This window comes from Olivibacter domesticus (genome assembly GCF_900109575.1).
In the GTDB taxonomy this organism is placed as follows: domain Bacteria; phylum Bacteroidota; class Bacteroidia; order Sphingobacteriales; family Sphingobacteriaceae; genus Olivibacter; species Olivibacter domesticus.
Window position 1 is genome coordinate 288,488 of the sequence record NZ_FOAF01000002.1, and the last position, 18,841, is coordinate 307,328.

Genomic DNA, 18,841 nt, shown 5'->3' on the forward strand with positions numbered 1-18,841 from the left:
GGTCGAACTGTTGCAGAACCTTAGCCCTTCTTTAGTACTAGGAAAAAATGCAGGCTTCATTGGTCCATTTTTCGGTTTTTCGTGAGCACTCAAATGCTTTTGTTCTGTGCGTTTTGGCTCAGGCAATTGACATTTCAGAACAGATATCTATAAGGGTGAATGCCATCAGTAGCACGCTCAAGCTTTCCAATAACAGTCGATACCATTGACCTCTAATCAATTGATTGGAGTAAAAGGAAACAGCATCGAATCTAGCTAAAAGATAAATTAGCCCTAAAATGAAAGCGAGCACCTTTTTCAAGGCACTCGCTTGGTATAAAATTCTAATGTGTCTTTTAATTAATCAAGGAAGCTATCTGCCCAAGTTGACCAATCCGGACGTTCAGCACCATTACCAGCACCTGTCGCAGCATCGTCCTCTGTAAATGTTCCAGCAACTTTAGCTTGGGTTGGAACGTTGTCGAAACGAACACCCTGTACAGGATTAGCTGTAAAATGAGCAATAGATTCAGCATCAGCTACTTCAACACCTGGACCAGCAATAAAATCTTTTAGATATACATTACTAAGTTTTCCAAGGGTGCCACGACGTAACATAATGCCCGCCTCTTTCGTTACTGAAGCACTATTTCTTCCAACAAGTGTTATATTTGATAAAGTAGGATTAGAAATTGGTGCCAAAGTAAAACCATCTTCATTGTTATCCGCTTCTATACCACGACTATCACTCGAAAAAGCAGCAGCAACCGATTGATCAGCGTACAAAAAGCTTCCGGTTCCATTCCATCCTTCCGCCCAGTCAAAAGAATCGTCCTGCGATCCCAAAACAGTGATATGATCAACATTAACCGAACCACCAAAAAATTCTACACCATCATCAGAAACTTGGTTAATAAAAATATTATTGACTGTTGTTCCAGAACCCACACCATAGAAGGTTAAGGCATTGAATTCGGATGTTTCAGTAATTAAATTGCCTGAATATTCAATAATAATATATGATAGCGTACCTGAGTTATCAGTAGCTTCATTTCCACCATAAGTTAAACCACCAACTTCAGCTTGCGCATTAGCACCTTTGTTTGTAGCGGCCTTTCCGCAAATTACTAATCCGCCCCAATCCGCTGGTTCTGGAGTTGCTCTGTTGGAGGTGAAAATAATAGGATTATCAGACGTTCCAGTTGCATTTATCTTTGCGCCTCTCTCAACAGCCAAAAATGCAACATCCGATGTTTCTGAGTACTCTGCTTCAATACGAGTTCCTGCGGGGATGGTTAAAGTAGCTCCCTCTTTAACGTAGGTAGCTCCGCTAAGAGTGTATATTGTATCTGCAGATAACGTACGATTTCCTGTAATATCCCCCGACAATACACCCTCACCGGTTGGATTCTGAGGAGTAGGATTATCGCTATCACTACAGCTTGCTAAAAGCAAACCCACTACCGTCATACTTAGAAATAACTTTTTCATAATTTTAATTTTGAATGAATAAAATTGTTGTTTTGTTTTATGTGAATTTTTATTTGAAGAAATTATATTTAAGACCTACGCTAAAATCAAGACCGCTTTTATAGGAATAAACTTCCACATGCGCATCATCATTTTCCTGTTCCATACGAATACGGTTGTTTAATATGTTATTTACTTTCAGTCCTAGATCCCATCTAGCACCGATATTGACACTAGAAACAAAATTGATAGTTGGGTATCCTCTTTCTATGATATTTCCTTTTCCATAAGCTCCTAGTGAAAAAATACGATCATAAAAATAATTTCCGATCAAGGAAAAAGTAGGTCTCAAATTTCCCTTGGTTGCCTTATAAGTCAAATCCGCATTGACCAATAATGGTGATGCACCTTGTAAAGCATCGTGATTGGTATTGAAGTTTACAGAATGATTCCCACCTGTCTCTACTTCGACCTTATTCATATCAAGTTCCTGCCTTGAATACATATAAGTAAGATTTACACCTCCTGAAAGATAATCAGTTATTTTTTTCCTTGCCTCAAACTCTGCACCTATTACGTATGCATAATCTCCAGCATTATAAAAAGAAAAAAGGCTTGGCTCGGCAGCAGCCGTTCGTGATAAACTAATCGGGTCTTTGATATATTTACCAAAGATTCCAAAAGAGAAAAGTTCATCACTACTTGGAAATTTTTCCCATTTTATATCTAAATTGTAATTATCTGCTGGCTTTAAATAAGGATTTCCAATAGTAGCATAAGTAATATCATCGTAGCGAAACGGAGCCTTTTCTAAAAACTGGGGTAGTGTATAAGACTTACTTGCAGCTACTCGCAGATTCTCATCTTCCTTTAAAGCATATTTTAATGTTGCTTCGGGTAGGATAAACAATTTGTCTATCTTCGCATCATCAAAGTCAAGAGAAGGAAGTCGGATATTAGTATCCCACGTCATTTTTTGAAGCACCTTGTCTACTCTTACTCCTAAAGTATAAGTGATTCTATCATTCGGAGTATGTTCATAATTAACATACCCACCATGATTCTGCAAGTCAACATTATAAGTAAAAGGCGTTAAATTGCTAGATCTTGCAGTTCTCAAAGTAAAAGTGTTCGGGTCGGCTGAGCTTGAAAGATTTCCTGCATTTAAAAAGGCATCAATATCATTTGGGTCGCCTTTGATACCAGTATTCCCTCCATTCATTCTTAAACTAAACTGAGTTGCTTCAAAATCACGTTTTTTCTGACGCCCATTATAGCCTACACTTATTTTTCCATTATAGGTATTATCGGCATTTTTAAACAATTTGTAATTTAAAGCAGCTCTTGCGGCCCATTCCTTTTCAGTGATATATTGAAAATAACGATTATTTGCATTAACATCTCCTGTGCTAAAAATATAGCCAGATGCATTATCTTCCGAAAGAGTATTTGTAATACGATCAGGCATGTCAGCATTCACAATCCCATATGAACCCGCCCAATCTAAATTTAGTCGCTCATTTAGCTGATGTTCACCCAATAATTGATTTAGAAACAATTTATTTTGTTCCGTAAGAGTTTGTCGTTTAAATTGCACTGGTTCATTTTGTTTTACTAAATTGTATTCACCTACCGTACTAGATGATCCATTTATGAAAATACTATTGAGTTTTATCAAGTTTTTTGAGTCAATTCGATACGCTAGATTCAACATTCCCGTGGTATTCGTTTTATAACCAAATTTTTGGATATTAAAGAAGTCGGTATTAACTATATCTTGCCTATTACCCACTATTTTTTCCGAACCACTTCTATAAGTGTAATCCGTAGTGTGTGAGGCAGTGGCAAAGAGGTTAATTCTCCCCTCTTCTCCAACGTTAAAACTTTTTCCACCAGAAATTGCAAAATTATAATTGAAAGGGTTATTTACTGTTTTTGGCGACCAGCGACTCCCAAAGGTATACTGTTGTAGGGTCGTAGGCGTCTTGATATTATAGAATCCAAAACGGTTCCAATTATCAGCTTTTTTAAAATCCGAACGAAAAGCATTGGTGTTCAAGCCACCACCTATTTCAATACTTAAGTCTGGACTACCAACATGTTCTTTAGATACAATATTTACAGTAGCTCCGCCCACATCTCCGTAACCATCGGCTGTATAGATTTTACTAATACCAATTGACTGGATAACATCCGTACCGAAAAGATCCAGCGAGATATTCTTGCTTGTAGGTTCATTAGACGGTAATGGTAAGCCATTTAATAATGTATTATTGTAACGATCGCCTAAACCACGTACAAATACACCGCTGGTGCCTTCTTGCTTGGCAATACCGGTGACTTTCGTGATAGCAACGGCTGCATTACTGATTCCTTTCCGGCCCATTTCCTGTGCGCCGATACTCTGGGTAATAACAGCAGATTTCATCTGTTGTCTCAATAAAGAAGATTCAGTGTCTTTCCGCACTTCTCCAGTAATAACCACGTCATTCAACATCTGCGCATCAGAAGCCATGGCGACATTTAAATTAATAGTGTTTCCTGCCTTTACGCTGATGGTATCTCTTAAAGTTTGGTAACCTACATAGCTAAATACTAAGATATGAGCACCGGGGTTGAGTTCTAATTTAAATTTTCCATTAATATCTGTATTAGCACCCTGTTTGGTTCCTTGTACTGAAACAGAAACCGCGGGCATGGTTTCATTATTCAAAGAGGCGTCAGTTACTACGCCTTCAACAGTTCCCTTTTGCTGGCCATATGCCATAAAGCTGCCTAATAAAAGAGTTAAAAAGATTAGGGGTTTGAGTTTCATGTAATTCTAAATATTCCGCTACAAAGGACGCAAGAATAGGTAAACATAGTGTTAACTCTACATTATGCTTATGTTGAAATAATGTTATAATAATGTTAAGTACCGAATAAGAGAGATCATATTAAGATTGTTTGCAGGAAGATATTGCAAAGCGCAATATCGCTTTAATTAATGACCAATATGTTTGTTTCATATTAATATTAAGTTAATAGTAGAAACTTAGTATTGTAAGAAATATAAATTAGTTATGATAAAACTTATACCTGTATTAAGTTTAATAGTGCCCCTCTTCTTTTCATGTAAGAAAGAACATAACGTTCAAGAACATTCTGAGCCAACAGTTCCTATAGAAACAAAATCAGCTATCTACGATCCAAATGATATCAACCTAAATATCGACTGGAAATGGTATGATCCAAATGAAAAGGAGGTTAATGTATATTTTAGAAATATAATAAATGGACAACCCTCCGAACCAGAGAGAGTTTATTTACCTTGGTATTTTACAGATAATCCTATAAATCAAACCAATAGAGATTACCTGCCAGAATTAGGATGGACATTATACATGAAAGATTTTGGCACTCCAGATCGCCCTGCACAGACGCCTTTTTTTGCACTTTATAATAAGTATTCGGGTATTTTGCGCTTCTTCGTTTATAATTACAGAGTAATTCATAACAAAAATGAGGGATCAAAAGTCTATTACGTAGGAGAATTAGGTTTTAACAACACTCCAAATTATAACGAACTATTGTCATTCTTAGCACCACCAGCATTGTCTAATGTTCAAACTATTGATCCTAATTTACAACAGTATTGTATCACGCATAGAGGCCTTTCTGAAATATGGATAAATCTAGATTTTATTTTAAACATCAGCCCTCACAATTATTTCAAACAGGATGAAATCGAATCCCAACAGAAATCATTACTTTTCAATTTATATGGAATTAGACAGATGGATATACCTTTTCTCAATGATGCAAAAGCAAAAAAAGCTAATTCCGCCATCGGGATTCTAGTAAACGGAAACAAAAGGGTTTCCAATCGGAAAAAGAACGAAATCTTTGATTACCAGAAATCATTCTTTATTAAGAATTTGAATAGCAGCACTAAACATCTTAATTATTCTACCATTAATGCTTTTTCAGGAACTACCAATTCCTCCGCTACTACAACAGAAGTGATTCAAAGCTTACACGTCTCAGACGCTAGTACTCCAACTTATACCTATGCTAACTTATATAGTATTCAATTCAATCCAAATTATACTGCGGCCTTATCGCCTTCTTACTATGTGCCAATATACAAACATCCTATAGGAGTTTTTATGTTTCCTAGGAATAATTTTATGGAAATTGAACAACAAATGTATTTAGGTTGTAATAGCCAAAAATACACATCGTATGGAGGTGCCTTCACAACGGTTCGTTTTACAATGGCCGATGACTTATATGATGATTTACGAACTAGTTTAAATGGAAAGGAAATCAGGTTAGATAGTGTTAAAGCAGTGCTTATGAACAATTGGAATGTTGATAGCTCAGCTAACTCCTTTGCAAATCTGCCTCAAAATTTTGCAACTTTTAATCATAATACGGATAGTGAGAGCGACTATTTTAATAAATTTGAAACAATCTATCCAGTACAAACAGGTGAAAATCTGGGTTTGGGATATTTATACTTTCCAGCTTTGACAAGACCATATACTGACAAAGCGGATCCCAAATTACCTCAATATGTTGGCATAGAAATGAAATATTCAATAATTGCGCCTAATTATCCAGATAATTCTTCTCGACAACGAATGATCTATAAAGTATTCAAAGTTCCCAAAACATTCTGGTCGTATGACAAAATTGGCGGTTGTCCATTACCTCCTTCAGGTATTTAAAACAAACAGAAAGGAATTGTTCAAAAGGATGGTTGCTTTTTAGTTTCAGACTCGGGGCTTTGACTGTTTTTACACTGATGGATACAAATATAGCGACCCTATTTCATAACCTTACAGCCATAATACGGCTGTCCAGCAGAACTTTTCTTTTGTTGGATAAGTATCTGCTAAGTATCCTGCTGTATTTTCGAGATGGCTTCGCCACTTGGTGCATACAGGTAATCAGCTCAAAGCAGGCTCGATCAGTATCCAGGCGTTCGAGGTCCATTCGAGATAGCATCGAGTTCCGAGGTCGACTAGAAGCCGTCCCGAAGCTGGTTACTTCCCTGGGTAGTAACAGCGGCAACGCTCTATGTCTCTCTTACAAAATTGGCGTTTGCGGCATAGTTATCTATTGGCAGACTCCCTTGCGCCGTAAGACATGAGCATCATTACGAAAGAAGGTTTGGAAATGTATTTTCTCGCTAAGTATATTTCACAAAAAAAATCTTAATTATTGCCGTTACTGGCAAAATAAACATAAAACAAGGCTTAATTTGCTGTATTTTGCCGATAATGGCAGGTAATGGAGAATCATGCCAGATTTCATGCTAGTGATTACGATAACAATCAATTTAAACCCATGTTGGTCGGCATGATCGTAATGCTGTACTACTTTACTCCATTATCAATCAACTCCATTCTAAAGACAGTCGACTTCAAATCAATTTTAATCGGAATAAATGTAAAGCTTGTTGACTTTATCGTTAAACTATACTAGTTTGTTGCAAAGTCGTTTGTACTTATGTTAAAGTCATATGGGTTTACAACCAAGTCAGTCGACTTTATTATAAAGACCGTTGACTTCAAGCTAACGCTGATTAAAAGTAATGCAAAGCTGTTTGGCTTTATAGTTAAGCTATACAAGTTTGTAGTAAAGTCGTTTGTGCCTATGTTAAAGTCGTCTGAGTTTATCACTAAGTCGGTGTACTTTATTATAAAAACAACTAGCTTCAACTCAAGTATGATCGGAACCAACTTAATGCCGTATTCCTTTGAAGTAAAGTCGATCAACATTGTCCTTATTTCGACCGACATAAAACCAATGACATTCTACTTGGTGTTAAATGCAGTCGCTCTTGTTACCACGTTGTTTGGCTCTATACTCATGTCAATGAGAAATGCCTTTAATCTGATCGTCTTTAGCGTATGATGGGATATAAAAATGTTATTTGTAGGCTAATGTGCTCTATAAACTATAAGGATATAACAACTATTTATCTATTTTCCAATATCCTCCTGTTTTAGAACCCTCGTGAATTCGATCTTACCCTCGCACTGCAATTGATTTAACCATCTTTGCAGGCTTCTTTGAGAGGCTTTTGTTTTTTCTTCAAAAAAGGGTCTTCTTTGTCCTGGATATTGCGTTATTAGTTCAAGCAACTCATTTGCTGTGCCACTTGTCTTGGTTGCATACACCAATACCCTAAATTCTAATGTCTCGGTAGTATCTTCTGTAGACAGTTTCATCGGGAATATGATGGGCCACCGGGCTTCGGGTAAAACGGTATAACTAGCTGTTGTCTTCTCCGCTCCATTGCAACCAGCTATATATAGATTTGGAATAAATCTATTCTATTCCTTCAATTTTTCTCTTTGCAGATCTTTTCTACAATGATTTACAATCAGTCTGTAAAGAAACCACAAGAATAAAAAAGAGCCTGATCATCGTCTTTATGATGCAGGCTCTTCATCTTAGATTTTTTTCTACTTCAACTCCTTCACGTAAGTTCTAAAGTTTTCTACGCTCGCAGCTATATCAGCAGAGTTTGCTAGCCAATTATATTCATATTCGGCAGACATCATGCCTTTAAATTTCTGATTTTTAAGCTCTTGCATTACCCCTTTGATGTTACCTACACCTGTTCCCCAATGTACATCATGTGCATCACGTGATTTTTCGCTTAAGTCTTTAAAGTGCAAATGGTTAATATGTCCTTTATATTTCTGTAAACAAGCTATTGGATCTAAACCTGAACGAACCCAATGGCCGATATCAGCACATGCACCTACATATTCACTGTTTGCCAATTGTATTGCATTTAATACAATTTCTGGGCTCCAATAATGAGTAGGGTTAGGATGGTTATGTATAGAAACTTTGATTTTAAACTCACTCGCTAACTTACCAATTAATGGTAAATCTTCTTGCTTGGGTTCTGTATTAATATTTTTTATTCCCATTGCTTTAGCGAACTCGAAAAGCTGACGCCATCCCTCAGGTGAATCTGCATTGACTACACCAAAGGCTACTAAGGTAATACCTTTATCTTTCAATAGCTTAAGCACCTGTGCTCTTTTTTCAGCTGGCATGGTGAAATCCATTTTTCCTTCTACCCCGCCTCCAATCGTTTGCCCAGGGTAGGCTTCGATAAACTTCAATTTGCAGCTATCAGTTTTTGCTACTGCCTCTGCAAAGGTAAAACGATTAAAGCTATAAGCTTGCGTTCCAAGTTTCCAACCTAATTTTTCCTCAGGCCTGTCTTGTGCCTTTGAAATACTTGGAGCCAACATTACGGCTAATAAAACCAAAAGGCTTCCAATTATACGTCTGCTATAATTCATATTATGTTTGTTTATATAGTGATAGTAATTATCTGTGTGCATCGTAGGTAAATGTTCTTACCTGCTGCCGCAATTCCACCAACTGATCTTCCGTTAATTGTGGCCATTCTTTTAGTGCTTTTGTCGCCTCATCCAATTGCTCAGCCGTCCTTATTCCGGTAACGGCAGAAGCTACTGCGGGCTGACTTAGCACATAGGCTAAAGCTACATCTATTTTTTGTTTATTCAAATCATCCGCTAACTTACCGATGTTTTTTGCTGCTTTTGTAACCTCACTTGAGGTAAATTGCAAATAAGCGCCTTCTTTTTTACCCAGTAAGCGCCCTTGTGCCACAGCTCCTCTTGTAATTACACTGATTTGATGTTCATTTAAAAGGGCCAATATTTCCTCTTCCGGCCTATTATCTAACAAACTATATTGCATCATTACCGAAACAATATTAGAATTCTTAACATATTCTCTAATAACATTCGGCCTAATAGAAGAAATACCATACCATCTAATTTTTCCTTGCTCCTTCAGCTGTTCGAAGGCCGCTATTGTTTCCTCTATAGGGTCGTCTATTGTTCCGCCGTGTAATTGATAAAGGTCTATATAATCGGTCTGTAAACGACGGAGGCTCTGTTCAACCGATTTCAGTATATATTCTTTGCTAGGGTTCCAATCCCAACCACTTCCATCTGGTCGCCATTGATTGCCTACCTTTGTGGCGATAACGACTTTTTGACGCATCGATTTCAGCGCCGTTCCGACGTGAAGCTCGTTCATCCCCTTATCATAAAGGTCGGCTGTATCAAAAAAATTTATTCCTCGATCGTACGCTTTATGCAGCAAGGCATCTGCTTGGGCTTGATTTTCGCTCAATGACATGCAGCCAAAGCTTATTTCACTAACGTTTAGATCCGACTTACCTAATGTGTTCATTCTTTTGGAAATTAACCCCCGATTTTCAATAGCTCTACATCAAAAATCAATACGCTGAAAGGAGGAATATCATTACCCGCACCTCTCTCTCCATACCCTAACTGATAAGGAATATAGAATCGATAGTGGGAGCCTACGGGCATCAACAACAGCCCCTCTTGCCAACCTTGGATCACTCTATTTAATTGAAATGAGATAGGTTCTCCACGGTCGTAAGAGCTATCAAACACTTTACCGTCTAACAAAGCACCTTTGTAATTGACCGTTACCGAATCAGTTGCAGCGGGTTTTGGACCAGTTGCCTCGCGTATCACTTCATATTGCAAACCACTTGCAGTAGTATGTATGCCTTGTTTTACTTTATTTTCGGCCAGAAATTTATCCCCTGCAGCACTTTGCTCCTTTTTCTGTTCTTCAGCCGCTGCTGTTAATACGTCACTAATGGCCTTATACTCATCTTCTTCTTTAATCGGACTAGGTTTTCCTGCAAAAAAATCCTCAATGGCGCTCGCCACAAGCTTAGCATTTAGCTCTTTCAGTCCTCTTTTTTTAAGATCTCTCGCCATACTTAAGCCAAATGCATAAGAAGCAGAATCAATTTTACTTTCAAACATGGGGGTTACTTTAATTTGTTTTTGTATTGTTTTTGGTTTGCTCTTCTGTTGAGCTAATGAAGGAAATGTACTTAAAGCCAACAGGCCAATAATAGTTATCGGTTTGATCATGATAGGCAAACATAAAAAAATTAGTCGAGTAGGAAAATAGTTAGGTAGGGAATTTTTAGTCGTGAGTTGTGAGTCTCCCTATTCAACAACTCAACTACTTAACAATTCAACTACTCAAAACTACTTAACGATTTAACTACTCTTCTATTTAACTACTCTACTACTCATCATTAACTTAGCCATTCACCATACCACCTGCCACTATCTTTTATAATGCGTTCCTGTGTATCAAAATCTACATGTATTAATCCAAAACGTGGATTATACCCTTCCGCCCATTCAAAATTATCCATAAGGGTCCATACAAAATAACCTCTTATGTCCATTCCATCTTTTTTTGCCCGTAATACCTGCTCAATATGCGCTTCAAGATAACGAACCCGCTCTTCATCATTGACCCGATCATCTGCCACATGATCTTCAAATGCTGCCCCATTCTCAGTGATATAGATAGGAGGCATATTTGTGTAGTTGTGAAATCTCTTAAGCGTGGCATGCATCGATGGTGGATGAACTTCCCAATCCATCGTAGTTGTCTTCTTCACTCCCCTCCGCTTTGGTTCTACTATATTCGCCCATACATAAGGCATTAAAAGCGAAAACTGAATAAATTCCCGGGTATAGGTCTGGACACCAATAAAATCGAAATCAAATGCCAAGGCCTCCTCATCCCCTGGTAGCATATATTTTTTCAGTCCTTCAAGGGCTTTAACAGCTTCTGTTGGGTACCCCAGTCCTAAGATAGGCTCAATAAATAGGCGGTTCATAATAGCATCCGCCCTTCGCAAGGCATTTATATGTCTTCGCTTAAGCGATATCGGCTCCATAGGAGAATGTGAAAAGGTTGAACCTACTTTTGCTTCCGGAAGCAGTTCTTTGATCAGCCTTCCGATTCTTCCCATACTAAGTGTTGCATGGTGTACTGCGGGAAGAAAATACCTTAGTCCCCACTTTCCGGGTGCATGTTTCCCAAAAAAATAACCTGCTCCTGTAAAAGCTACCGGTTCATTTAGTACCATCCAATGTTTTACCCGATCACCAAAGTTATTGATACACACGCTTGCGAATTCTTCAAACCAATCTAAAATGGCACGATTTGTCCACCCGCCAGCGTTTTCTAATACCTGCGGTAAATCCCAATGATAAAGGGTTATCCATGGAGTGATTCCCTGCTCTAGGCATTCGTTGATGACATTGTTATAAAACGCTATTCCCGCTTCATTAATAGCGCCTATGCCATTTGGTAAGACCCGAGGCCATGATATTGAAAAACGGTAATTTTTGATATGCATGCTTTTCATTAACTGGATATCTTCTTTATATCTGTAATAAAAATTGCATGCTATATCGGCATGGTGATCATTTCTTATTTTCCCTTTCTTCTTAGTGAATTCATCCCAAATGGATTTACCTTTCCCATCTATATCACTGGCGCCCTCAATTTGATAGGCAGCCGTTGCCACCCCCCAAACAAAATCATCACCAAAATCCAATCTATTCATGCTATCAACTATGAGCCGCTAAGATCTTATCTACGATCTCTTGTGTACAATCCGGATAATTAACTTTTACCACTTCATCTGAACTAATCCACGTATTGATTGCCTCGTCATTTTTTGATTTTAAATTTTTAATAACAGGAATACCCATCTGCTTAAGTGCAGCAGCGTTGAGATGCTGCTCATATTGATTTTTCATTGGGATCACCATCAGCTTCTTGTTGAGGTATAAGGCTTCTGCTGGCGTCTCAAATCCTGCACCACATAGAATGCCATGGCAAGTGGCCATACTCCGCACAAACTTTTCGTTGTTTATGGGTTGTACGTTCACATTTTTGAGCGAAAAGGGTACCTTATTATGCTTTGAAAAAACATCCCATTGTACATGTTCAAAACGCAGCAGGCTTTTAAATAAACGTGCGTCATCATAGGCCGGCAAATAAACCGTATAATGTCCATTATCAATCACTTCTTGCTGCCTGATTTGCTGTCTTATCACGGGGGTAAAGATGGATTTACTGTAGGGCTGAAAATGAAATCCATAACTAACATTGGTAGGGGCGTAATGCTTCAGAATAAATTTCCCCATCATATCCACTTCATCAGGTTTAGGGGAATTTGTATCTAATACGGCAGCTTGATGACTCATCCCTATGCAGGGGTGCTCTCGCAGGTAACAAGCCCAGGCGCTAACTGGTTCGAAGTCATTGATCACCAGATCATATTGTTCAATGGGAACTTCATTCACTTCTTTTACAATCTCCCGCACTTTATTGCTCATGAAAGTCTTCCAAAGATCTACACCACCAGCCTTTCCAAATATAAAACTAAGTCCATGTTTTCGGTATTTTACTTCGAAAGGTAAATGCAGATCAGCTTGGATACCGCTCACCAGAATATCAACCTCTGCACGCTGTTTCAAACATGGGATGACATCCATCGCCCGACTTAAATGGCCATTACCTGTTCCTTGAACTGCATATAGTATCTTCATTCAATAATGATAAGTACGCAATTTTATTTTATAGTTATGGTAAAGTTAATTATTTATGAAGAAAAATCTATTTTAATTAGACAACGTGACAATTAGCCAATATGATAATGGGACAGCAGAAAGCGTAGAGCAAAAAGTGTGGAGCAGAAAGCTTAAAGCATTCCTTCTACTAACAACTAGCAACTAATAACCAATAACTAGCAACTAATAACTGGCAACTAACAACTAATAGGGTATCCCTACTTTTTTAAAGATAAAATGCCATAACCAGATGGGCCCTATCAACAGAAACTTAATATCAGTTAAAAAAGATGGTTTTTTCCCTTCAATCTTATGTCCAATAAATTGCCCAATCCATCCTAACGCAAACAGTATAATGCAAATTATCCAAGGTGCCGGCCCGCCAGCTTTTTCCCAATACTCCAACTGAACAATGATAAAACTGAAAACACCAAAAGAAAAGAGCATGGCGTAGGACAAGGTAGGTGCTAAACGCAGATAATAATATACTACAACTGCCATAATAATGGTGAACCAATTGATAAAACCATTGTACTGCCCCAAGAAGTTCAGATAAGGAAACGGTATGAACCAGATTAATCCCGAAATGCTAAAGGTTATGAGTGGAACGCAAATCCAATGAAACAGCTTGTTAGTGGGATTTTGATGATGCTCAGCGTACTGTTCAAAGTAAATATCTATTGGACGTTTATTTACTTGCTTTGTCGATTGATTCTTCTTAGCCATAAGAGAACACATTAGGAGATAAAAAAACGCACGTATGGCCTAAAACACCATACGTGCGCAAATATTATTTAGCGAAAGAAACCGATCTAGTTTCCCTGATAACCGTCACTTTAATCTGACCAGGATAGGTCATTTCCGTTTGAATACGATTGGAAATATCTGCTGCCAGTATTTCCGCCTGAGAATCCGTAACTTTTTCACTTTCTACCACAACCCTCAGTTCTCTACCTGCTTGTATGGCAAATGTCTTTTCTACCCCTGGGTAAGAAAGAGCTAGCTCCTCCAATTCTTTCAGGCGTTTAATATAGCTTTCCACCACTTCACGACGCGCTCCCGGTCTTGCACCAGAAATAGCATCACAGGCCTGAACTACAGGAGATATAAGAGAAGTCATTTCGATTTCATCGTGATGGGCTCCAATAGCATTACAAACTTCAGGATGTTCCTTATATTTCTCGGCAAGCTGCATACCCAAAATAGCGTGTGGCAATTCGGGGTTATCGTCTGGCACTTTACCTATATCATGTAATAAGCCTGCTCGTTTAGCTAGTTTAACATTCAAGCCTAACTCAGCTGCCATCGTTGCACAGAAATTGGCTACTTCGCGTGAGTGTTGTAATAAATTCTGACCATATGACGAACGATAGCGCATACGACCAACCATACGGATCAATTCTGGATGCAGGCCATGAATTCCTAAATCAATCACAGTACGCTCACCAATCTCTACAATTTCATCATCGATCTGCTTTTTCGTTTTAGCCACAACCTCTTCTATACGAGCAGGGTGTATACGGCCATCCGTTACTAAGCGGTGAAGTGCTAAACGAGCGATTTCCCTCCTCACTGGGTCGAATCCTGAAAGAATAATTGCTTCCGGTGTGTCATCTACAATTATCTCAACACCCGTAGCGGCTTCCAACGCTCTAATATTGCGTCCTTCCCTACCAATTACACGACCTTTGATCTCATCGTTTTCAATATTAAAGATGGACACGGTGTTTTCAATAGCGCTTTCAGTTGCCGTACGCTGAATTGTCTGTATAACAACTTTTTTCGCCTCTTTACTTGCTGTGAGTTTTGCCTCGTCAACGATATCTTTAATCTGTATCATCGCTTTTGAACGGGCTTCCTCGCGTAAATTGTTCACTAATTGTTCTTTGGCTTCATCCGCAGAAAGGCCCGCAATTGTTTCCAATTGCTTGATGTGCTGTATTTTCAGATGATCTACTTCTTCTTGCTTTTTGCTGTTAATCTCTACCTGACGTTCTAAATTTTTACGCGAATTATCAAGTTCCTGTTTTTCTCGGTTAACCTGTTCTAGCTTTGTGTTTAATGATTGCTCTTTTTGGCGAATACCGTTTTCCCGTTGATTAAGCGTATTGTTCTTTTGATTTACCTCACGTTCATGCTCTGCTTTCAAATGAAGGAATTTCTCCTTGGCTTCCAACAATCGATTTTTCTTAAGCATTTCGGCTTCCTGCTCTGCCTCCTTTAATATTCGTTTTGCTTTATTCTGTGCTGCAATTTCCTGCTTCTTAAGTAAGCTACGTAATAGAAAGCGTCCTATCACTACGCCAATAGCTATACCTAATAACACATAAATTATTATTTCCATGTTGTTTATTTATATTTAGTTATTGTTTAGAAACGGAAGATGTCAACATCTCCACTTCTATAACCTATCATCTCTTTATCCTTCAATTGCTTCACAATACCTGTTATGAAGCTCACTATGCTATTTACAAGGATTAAAAAATAATCCACCAACAGTACACAAAAAAACCGCAGCTAAAAATAGGTTCCAATTATTTTAAACTTCATATATACAGGATTAGCGTACTAACTATCTTCAGGTGGCAAATGCAAAATGAAGTATGTCTATTTACGCTTCGTTATATTGAAGTGTTAAGTTTAAAAATAGTGAAACCCGAATTAACTGCGGTTAAATCTTTATTAGCTCTATATATTAAAAGAACGATTAATCTTTAAAAAACTCAGTTAGCAGCTGATCTAGTTTATAGACCTTCTCTGACACACTCGTATCTTCCTCACGTACCTGCTTCTCTGCCTTCAATGTTGCTGTTGCATAATGCAAAACAGCCATTGAAAGCAAGTCCTGTTTATCTCTAACCGCATAATTTTCTTGCAAATCTTTTATACGGTCATTAATCAATTTCGCTGCATGACGAATGATTTCTTCCTCCTCCATTTCAATCCGTAGAGGATACAATCTGTCTGCAATATTTATTTTTATGGAAATATCTCCCATACTATGAGCTTATTCACTATATAATTATGAGCCGTTTTATTTCAACAACTCAATACATTTATCTATTTCTCTCACAAAATCGTTAATTTTTTGCTTGATGTCAAGAGTTTTTTCATTTAAGCCTTCACTCTTCACTTCAGCACCTTCTAACGAACGGGCAACAGTCAGCGCCTTTAACTTTTCTTCTAAATCCTTATTTTTACCTTTACATGCCTCAAAAGCAACCTTAATAGATTGATTTTCTAATTTAAGCATGTCATTTTCTTCTTGTAAAGATAAACATAATTCAATCAGTTTTGCTGTTTTCTCTACTATATTATCTAATTGAGCTGAAACTGTTGACATAGACTTTTAACCATAATACCTTATCCTTTTCTTACTTCCGCACCAACTTCTTTTTCAAAGTTAAGTATTAATTTTTGCATCACCGAATCAATTTGTTTATCCGTTAAAGTTTTTTCCTCGTCCTGCAACTCGAAACTTAGTGCATATGACTTCTTACCTGCCGGTAATTTATCGCCCACATACACATCAAACACATTTACTGACTTCAAAAGTTTTCGATCTGTTTTCTCTGCAATATTTTTCAGTTTCTCGAAAGCCACATCGGTATTGATTAATAATGATAGGTCTCGGCGAACGACAGGGAATTTGGATACTTCTTTATACGTAATTTTATTTTTACGGATCGTTTTTAACAGCAGCTCCCAATCAATAACGGCATAAAAAACATCTCCATTAACATCCGTTTGTTTCAGTGCATGCGCTGCTACCGCGCCAAAGCTTACCAAAGGCTTCTGTCCTTTTAAATATTGCAAGCCATAAGCTAAATGATTATGCTGTAAATCATTTACCTGAAGGTCTCTCATATTAAAGCGTGTTACAAGTGCGTCAACCGCGGCTTTTATATGATAAAAAGACACCGGTTTCGATTGTTGGTTCCACTGCTGCCCTTGCTGTGCACCTGTTATTGCCAAACTTAAATATTGCTTCTCCTCATATCCACTCTCTAGTAAATGATAGGTCTTTCCGAATTCAAACAGTTTTAGATCTCCATTACGACGTTTTTGGTTATATGTCACTGCTTCCAATGCGGAGAAGAGTAGATTTTGACGCATCGTATCTAAATCACTACTCAAAGGATTTAAAATTTTCACCGCAGTATCTTCATTATCTGCGTAAGAAAGCTTTGTTAAGGAATTAGAAAGTATTTCAAAATATCCATTGCCAATTAATAAATCCGAAACAATATTTTGAATGAGTTCTTTATCCGGTTTGGGTACCGTATTCAATGAAGCTTTAATTTGTTGCTTCATCTCAATGTTATTATATCCGTATATTCTTAAAACTTCCTCTATAATATCTACTTCACGCGTCACATCTACTCTATATGGAGGGACTTTTACATGCAATACCTCAGCGGTGGACTGATCCGTTATCTCAATCTCCAAAGCTTTGATAATAGAAATAATCTGTTCGTTATCGATATCCTTACCAATTAAACGTCGTACCTTGTCGAAACTTACTTCAAAGGCAAAAGGAGTTGCTACTGTAGGATAAAAATCGGAGATATCAGAACTTATCTCACCTCCCGCAAGCTCTTGTATAAGCAGTGCCGCTCTTTTTAACGCATAAACGGTTATATTAGGGTCGGTACCCCGCTCAAATCGAAATGACGCATCTGTTTTTAGTCCGTGTCTTTTAGAAGACTTTCTGATACTTACAGATTGAAAATAGGCACTTTCTAAAAATACATTAGTGGTTTGCGCTACAACGCCTGATTTGATTCCTCCAAATACACCCGCAATACATAAGGGCTTTTCCTGATCGCATATCATAAGATCTTCTGCCGAAAGTTTCCGTTCTACCTCGTCTAAGGTGACGAACCGTTCTCCCTCCTGAGCATTTCTCACAATGATTTCCTTGCCAGCAATCTGATCGGCATCAAAAGCATGTAGTGGCTGCCCTAAATCATGCAGCACATAATTGGTTACGTCTACCACATTGTTTATAGGGCGTATACCGATTACTTTCAATTGCTCGATTAACCAGGCTGGTGATTCACCAACCTTTACCCCACTGATACTGACTCCCGTATATCGCTTACAAGCTTCTTGATTAAGTACCTGTACTTTTATTGGATTATTGGTACGCGATATCTTAAACGATGTAACATCAGGAAGCGTATAACCGCCTCTTAAATAAGCTGCAATGTCTCGCGCTACTCCGAGATGAGAAGCAGCATCCGCTCTGTTAGGCGTTAATCCTATTTCAAAGCAATAATCATCTTGAATATCAAAGTAATCTTTCGCTAATGTTCCAATAGGTGCTGTTTCATCCAGTACCATGATCCCATCATGCGATTTACCGAGACCTATTTCATCTTCCGCACAGATCATACCTTCCGATACTTCCCCTCTGATCTTAGATTTGTTGATTTTAAAAGGTTCACCTTCCAATGGGTATACCGTCGTTCCGACCGTTGCAACAACTACTTTCTGGTCTTTAGCTACATTTGGTGCTCCACACACGATTTGCAATACTGATTCAGCACCTACATCCACTGTTGTAATACGTAATCTATCGGCATTTGGATGTTGTACGCAAGTAAGCACCCGGCCTATCACCAGCCCCTCTAAACCGCCAGGGAGACTTTGAACAACATCAAGGCTCTCTACTTCTAAACCTATGTCGGTTAAGATCAATGAAAGCTCTTGCGGAGTTTTATCTGTAGATATAAATTGTTTAAGCCAGTTGTATGATATTTTCATTAATTTTTATTTTTTGGTATGGAAGCTAAAATACTCATATAAGTGACCGCCATTTCAGTATGCAATAAAAAATTTGATGCAAACTTAGCATAATTTTTATTTATTAATCGAAGGGCTACACTAAATTTTATCTGATAAATCTT

At 38.0% G+C, this 18,841-nt stretch carries 15 protein-coding genes; 2 read left to right on the top strand and 13 right to left on the bottom strand.

Going from position 1 to position 18,841, the window contains the following annotated elements; translation table 11 throughout:
* Positions 1–339: 339 nt before the first annotated feature.
* Both BMY50_RS11905 and BMY50_RS11910 read right to left on the bottom strand, forming a co-directional pair.
* Entirely contained in the window at positions 340–1,470 is a 1,131-nt protein-coding gene (locus BMY50_RS11905; RefSeq protein ID WP_093324489.1) for a hypothetical protein, read from the bottom strand.
* Positions 1,471–1,519: 49 nt separating this feature from the next.
* Positions 1,520–4,264, bottom strand: coding sequence for a TonB-dependent receptor (locus BMY50_RS11910; protein WP_093324491.1), 2,745 nt, complete (start codon positions 4,262–4,264; stop codon positions 1,520–1,522).
* A gap of 247 nt (positions 4,265–4,511) precedes the next feature.
* On the opposite strand from BMY50_RS11910, the gene BMY50_RS11915 reads away from it, so the two are divergent.
* On the top strand, positions 4,512–6,161 hold the full coding sequence (locus BMY50_RS11915) for a hypothetical protein (RefSeq protein ID WP_093324492.1): 1,650 nt from the start codon (positions 4,512–4,514) through the stop codon (positions 6,159–6,161).
* A 784-nt stretch (positions 6,162–6,945) separates the two neighbouring features.
* Complete coding sequence (locus tag BMY50_RS11925) at positions 6,946–7,353, top strand: hypothetical protein (RefSeq protein WP_093324496.1); 408 nt, start codon at positions 6,946–6,948, stop codon at positions 7,351–7,353.
* A 68-nt stretch (positions 7,354–7,421) separates the two neighbouring features.
* Here BMY50_RS11925 and BMY50_RS11930 read toward each other — a convergent pair whose 3' ends face one another.
* The 11 genes from BMY50_RS11930 to pheT form a co-directional block, all read right to left on the bottom strand.
* Positions 7,422–7,670, bottom strand: a complete 249-nt coding sequence (locus BMY50_RS11930; RefSeq protein WP_093324499.1) for a hypothetical protein — start codon at positions 7,668–7,670, stop codon at positions 7,422–7,424.
* Between the two features lie 237 nt (positions 7,671–7,907).
* The gene (locus tag BMY50_RS11935; RefSeq protein WP_093325750.1) at positions 7,908–8,765 is read right to left on the bottom strand and encodes a sugar phosphate isomerase/epimerase family protein; all 858 of its coding nucleotides are present in this window, start codon (positions 8,763–8,765) and stop codon (positions 7,908–7,910) included.
* Between the two features lie 28 nt (positions 8,766–8,793).
* A complete protein-coding gene (locus BMY50_RS11940) occupies positions 8,794–9,690 on the bottom strand; it encodes an aldo/keto reductase (RefSeq protein ID WP_093324501.1) in 897 nt (298 codons plus the stop codon).
* Between the two features lie 11 nt (positions 9,691–9,701).
* Entirely contained in the window at positions 9,702–10,415 is a 714-nt protein-coding gene (locus BMY50_RS11945; RefSeq protein WP_238383740.1) for an FKBP-type peptidyl-prolyl cis-trans isomerase, read from the bottom strand.
* 170 nt (positions 10,416–10,585) lie between these two features.
* The gene (locus BMY50_RS11950; protein WP_093324503.1) at positions 10,586–11,917 is read right to left on the bottom strand and encodes a GH1 family beta-glucosidase; all 1,332 of its coding nucleotides are present in this window, start codon (positions 11,915–11,917) and stop codon (positions 10,586–10,588) included.
* Between the two features lie 4 nt (positions 11,918–11,921).
* Positions 11,922–12,908 carry a glycosyltransferase family protein gene (locus BMY50_RS11955; RefSeq protein ID WP_093324505.1) on the bottom strand — a complete coding sequence of 329 codons (987 nt, stop codon included), beginning with the start codon at positions 12,906–12,908 and terminating at the stop codon, positions 11,922–11,924.
* 225 nt (positions 12,909–13,133) lie between these two features.
* Positions 13,134–13,655: an Mpo1 family 2-hydroxy fatty acid dioxygenase gene (locus BMY50_RS11960; protein ID WP_093324507.1), complete on the bottom strand. Its 522-nt coding sequence runs from the start codon at positions 13,653–13,655 to the stop codon at positions 13,134–13,136.
* Between the two features lie 64 nt (positions 13,656–13,719).
* Entirely contained in the window at positions 13,720–15,273 is a 1,554-nt protein-coding gene (gene rny / locus BMY50_RS11965) for a ribonuclease Y (RefSeq protein WP_093324510.1), read from the bottom strand.
* Between the two features lie 363 nt (positions 15,274–15,636).
* On the bottom strand, positions 15,637–15,927 hold the full coding sequence (locus BMY50_RS11970) for a cell division protein ZapA (protein ID WP_093324512.1): 291 nt from the start codon (positions 15,925–15,927) through the stop codon (positions 15,637–15,639).
* 36 nt (positions 15,928–15,963) lie between these two features.
* The gene (locus BMY50_RS11975; protein ID WP_093324514.1) at positions 15,964–16,272 is read right to left on the bottom strand and encodes a hypothetical protein; all 309 of its coding nucleotides are present in this window, start codon (positions 16,270–16,272) and stop codon (positions 15,964–15,966) included.
* Between the two features lie 20 nt (positions 16,273–16,292).
* Positions 16,293–18,698, bottom strand: a complete 2,406-nt coding sequence (gene pheT, locus BMY50_RS11980) for a phenylalanine--tRNA ligase subunit beta (protein WP_093324517.1) — start codon at positions 18,696–18,698, stop codon at positions 16,293–16,295.
* Positions 18,699–18,841 lie beyond the last annotated feature (143 nt).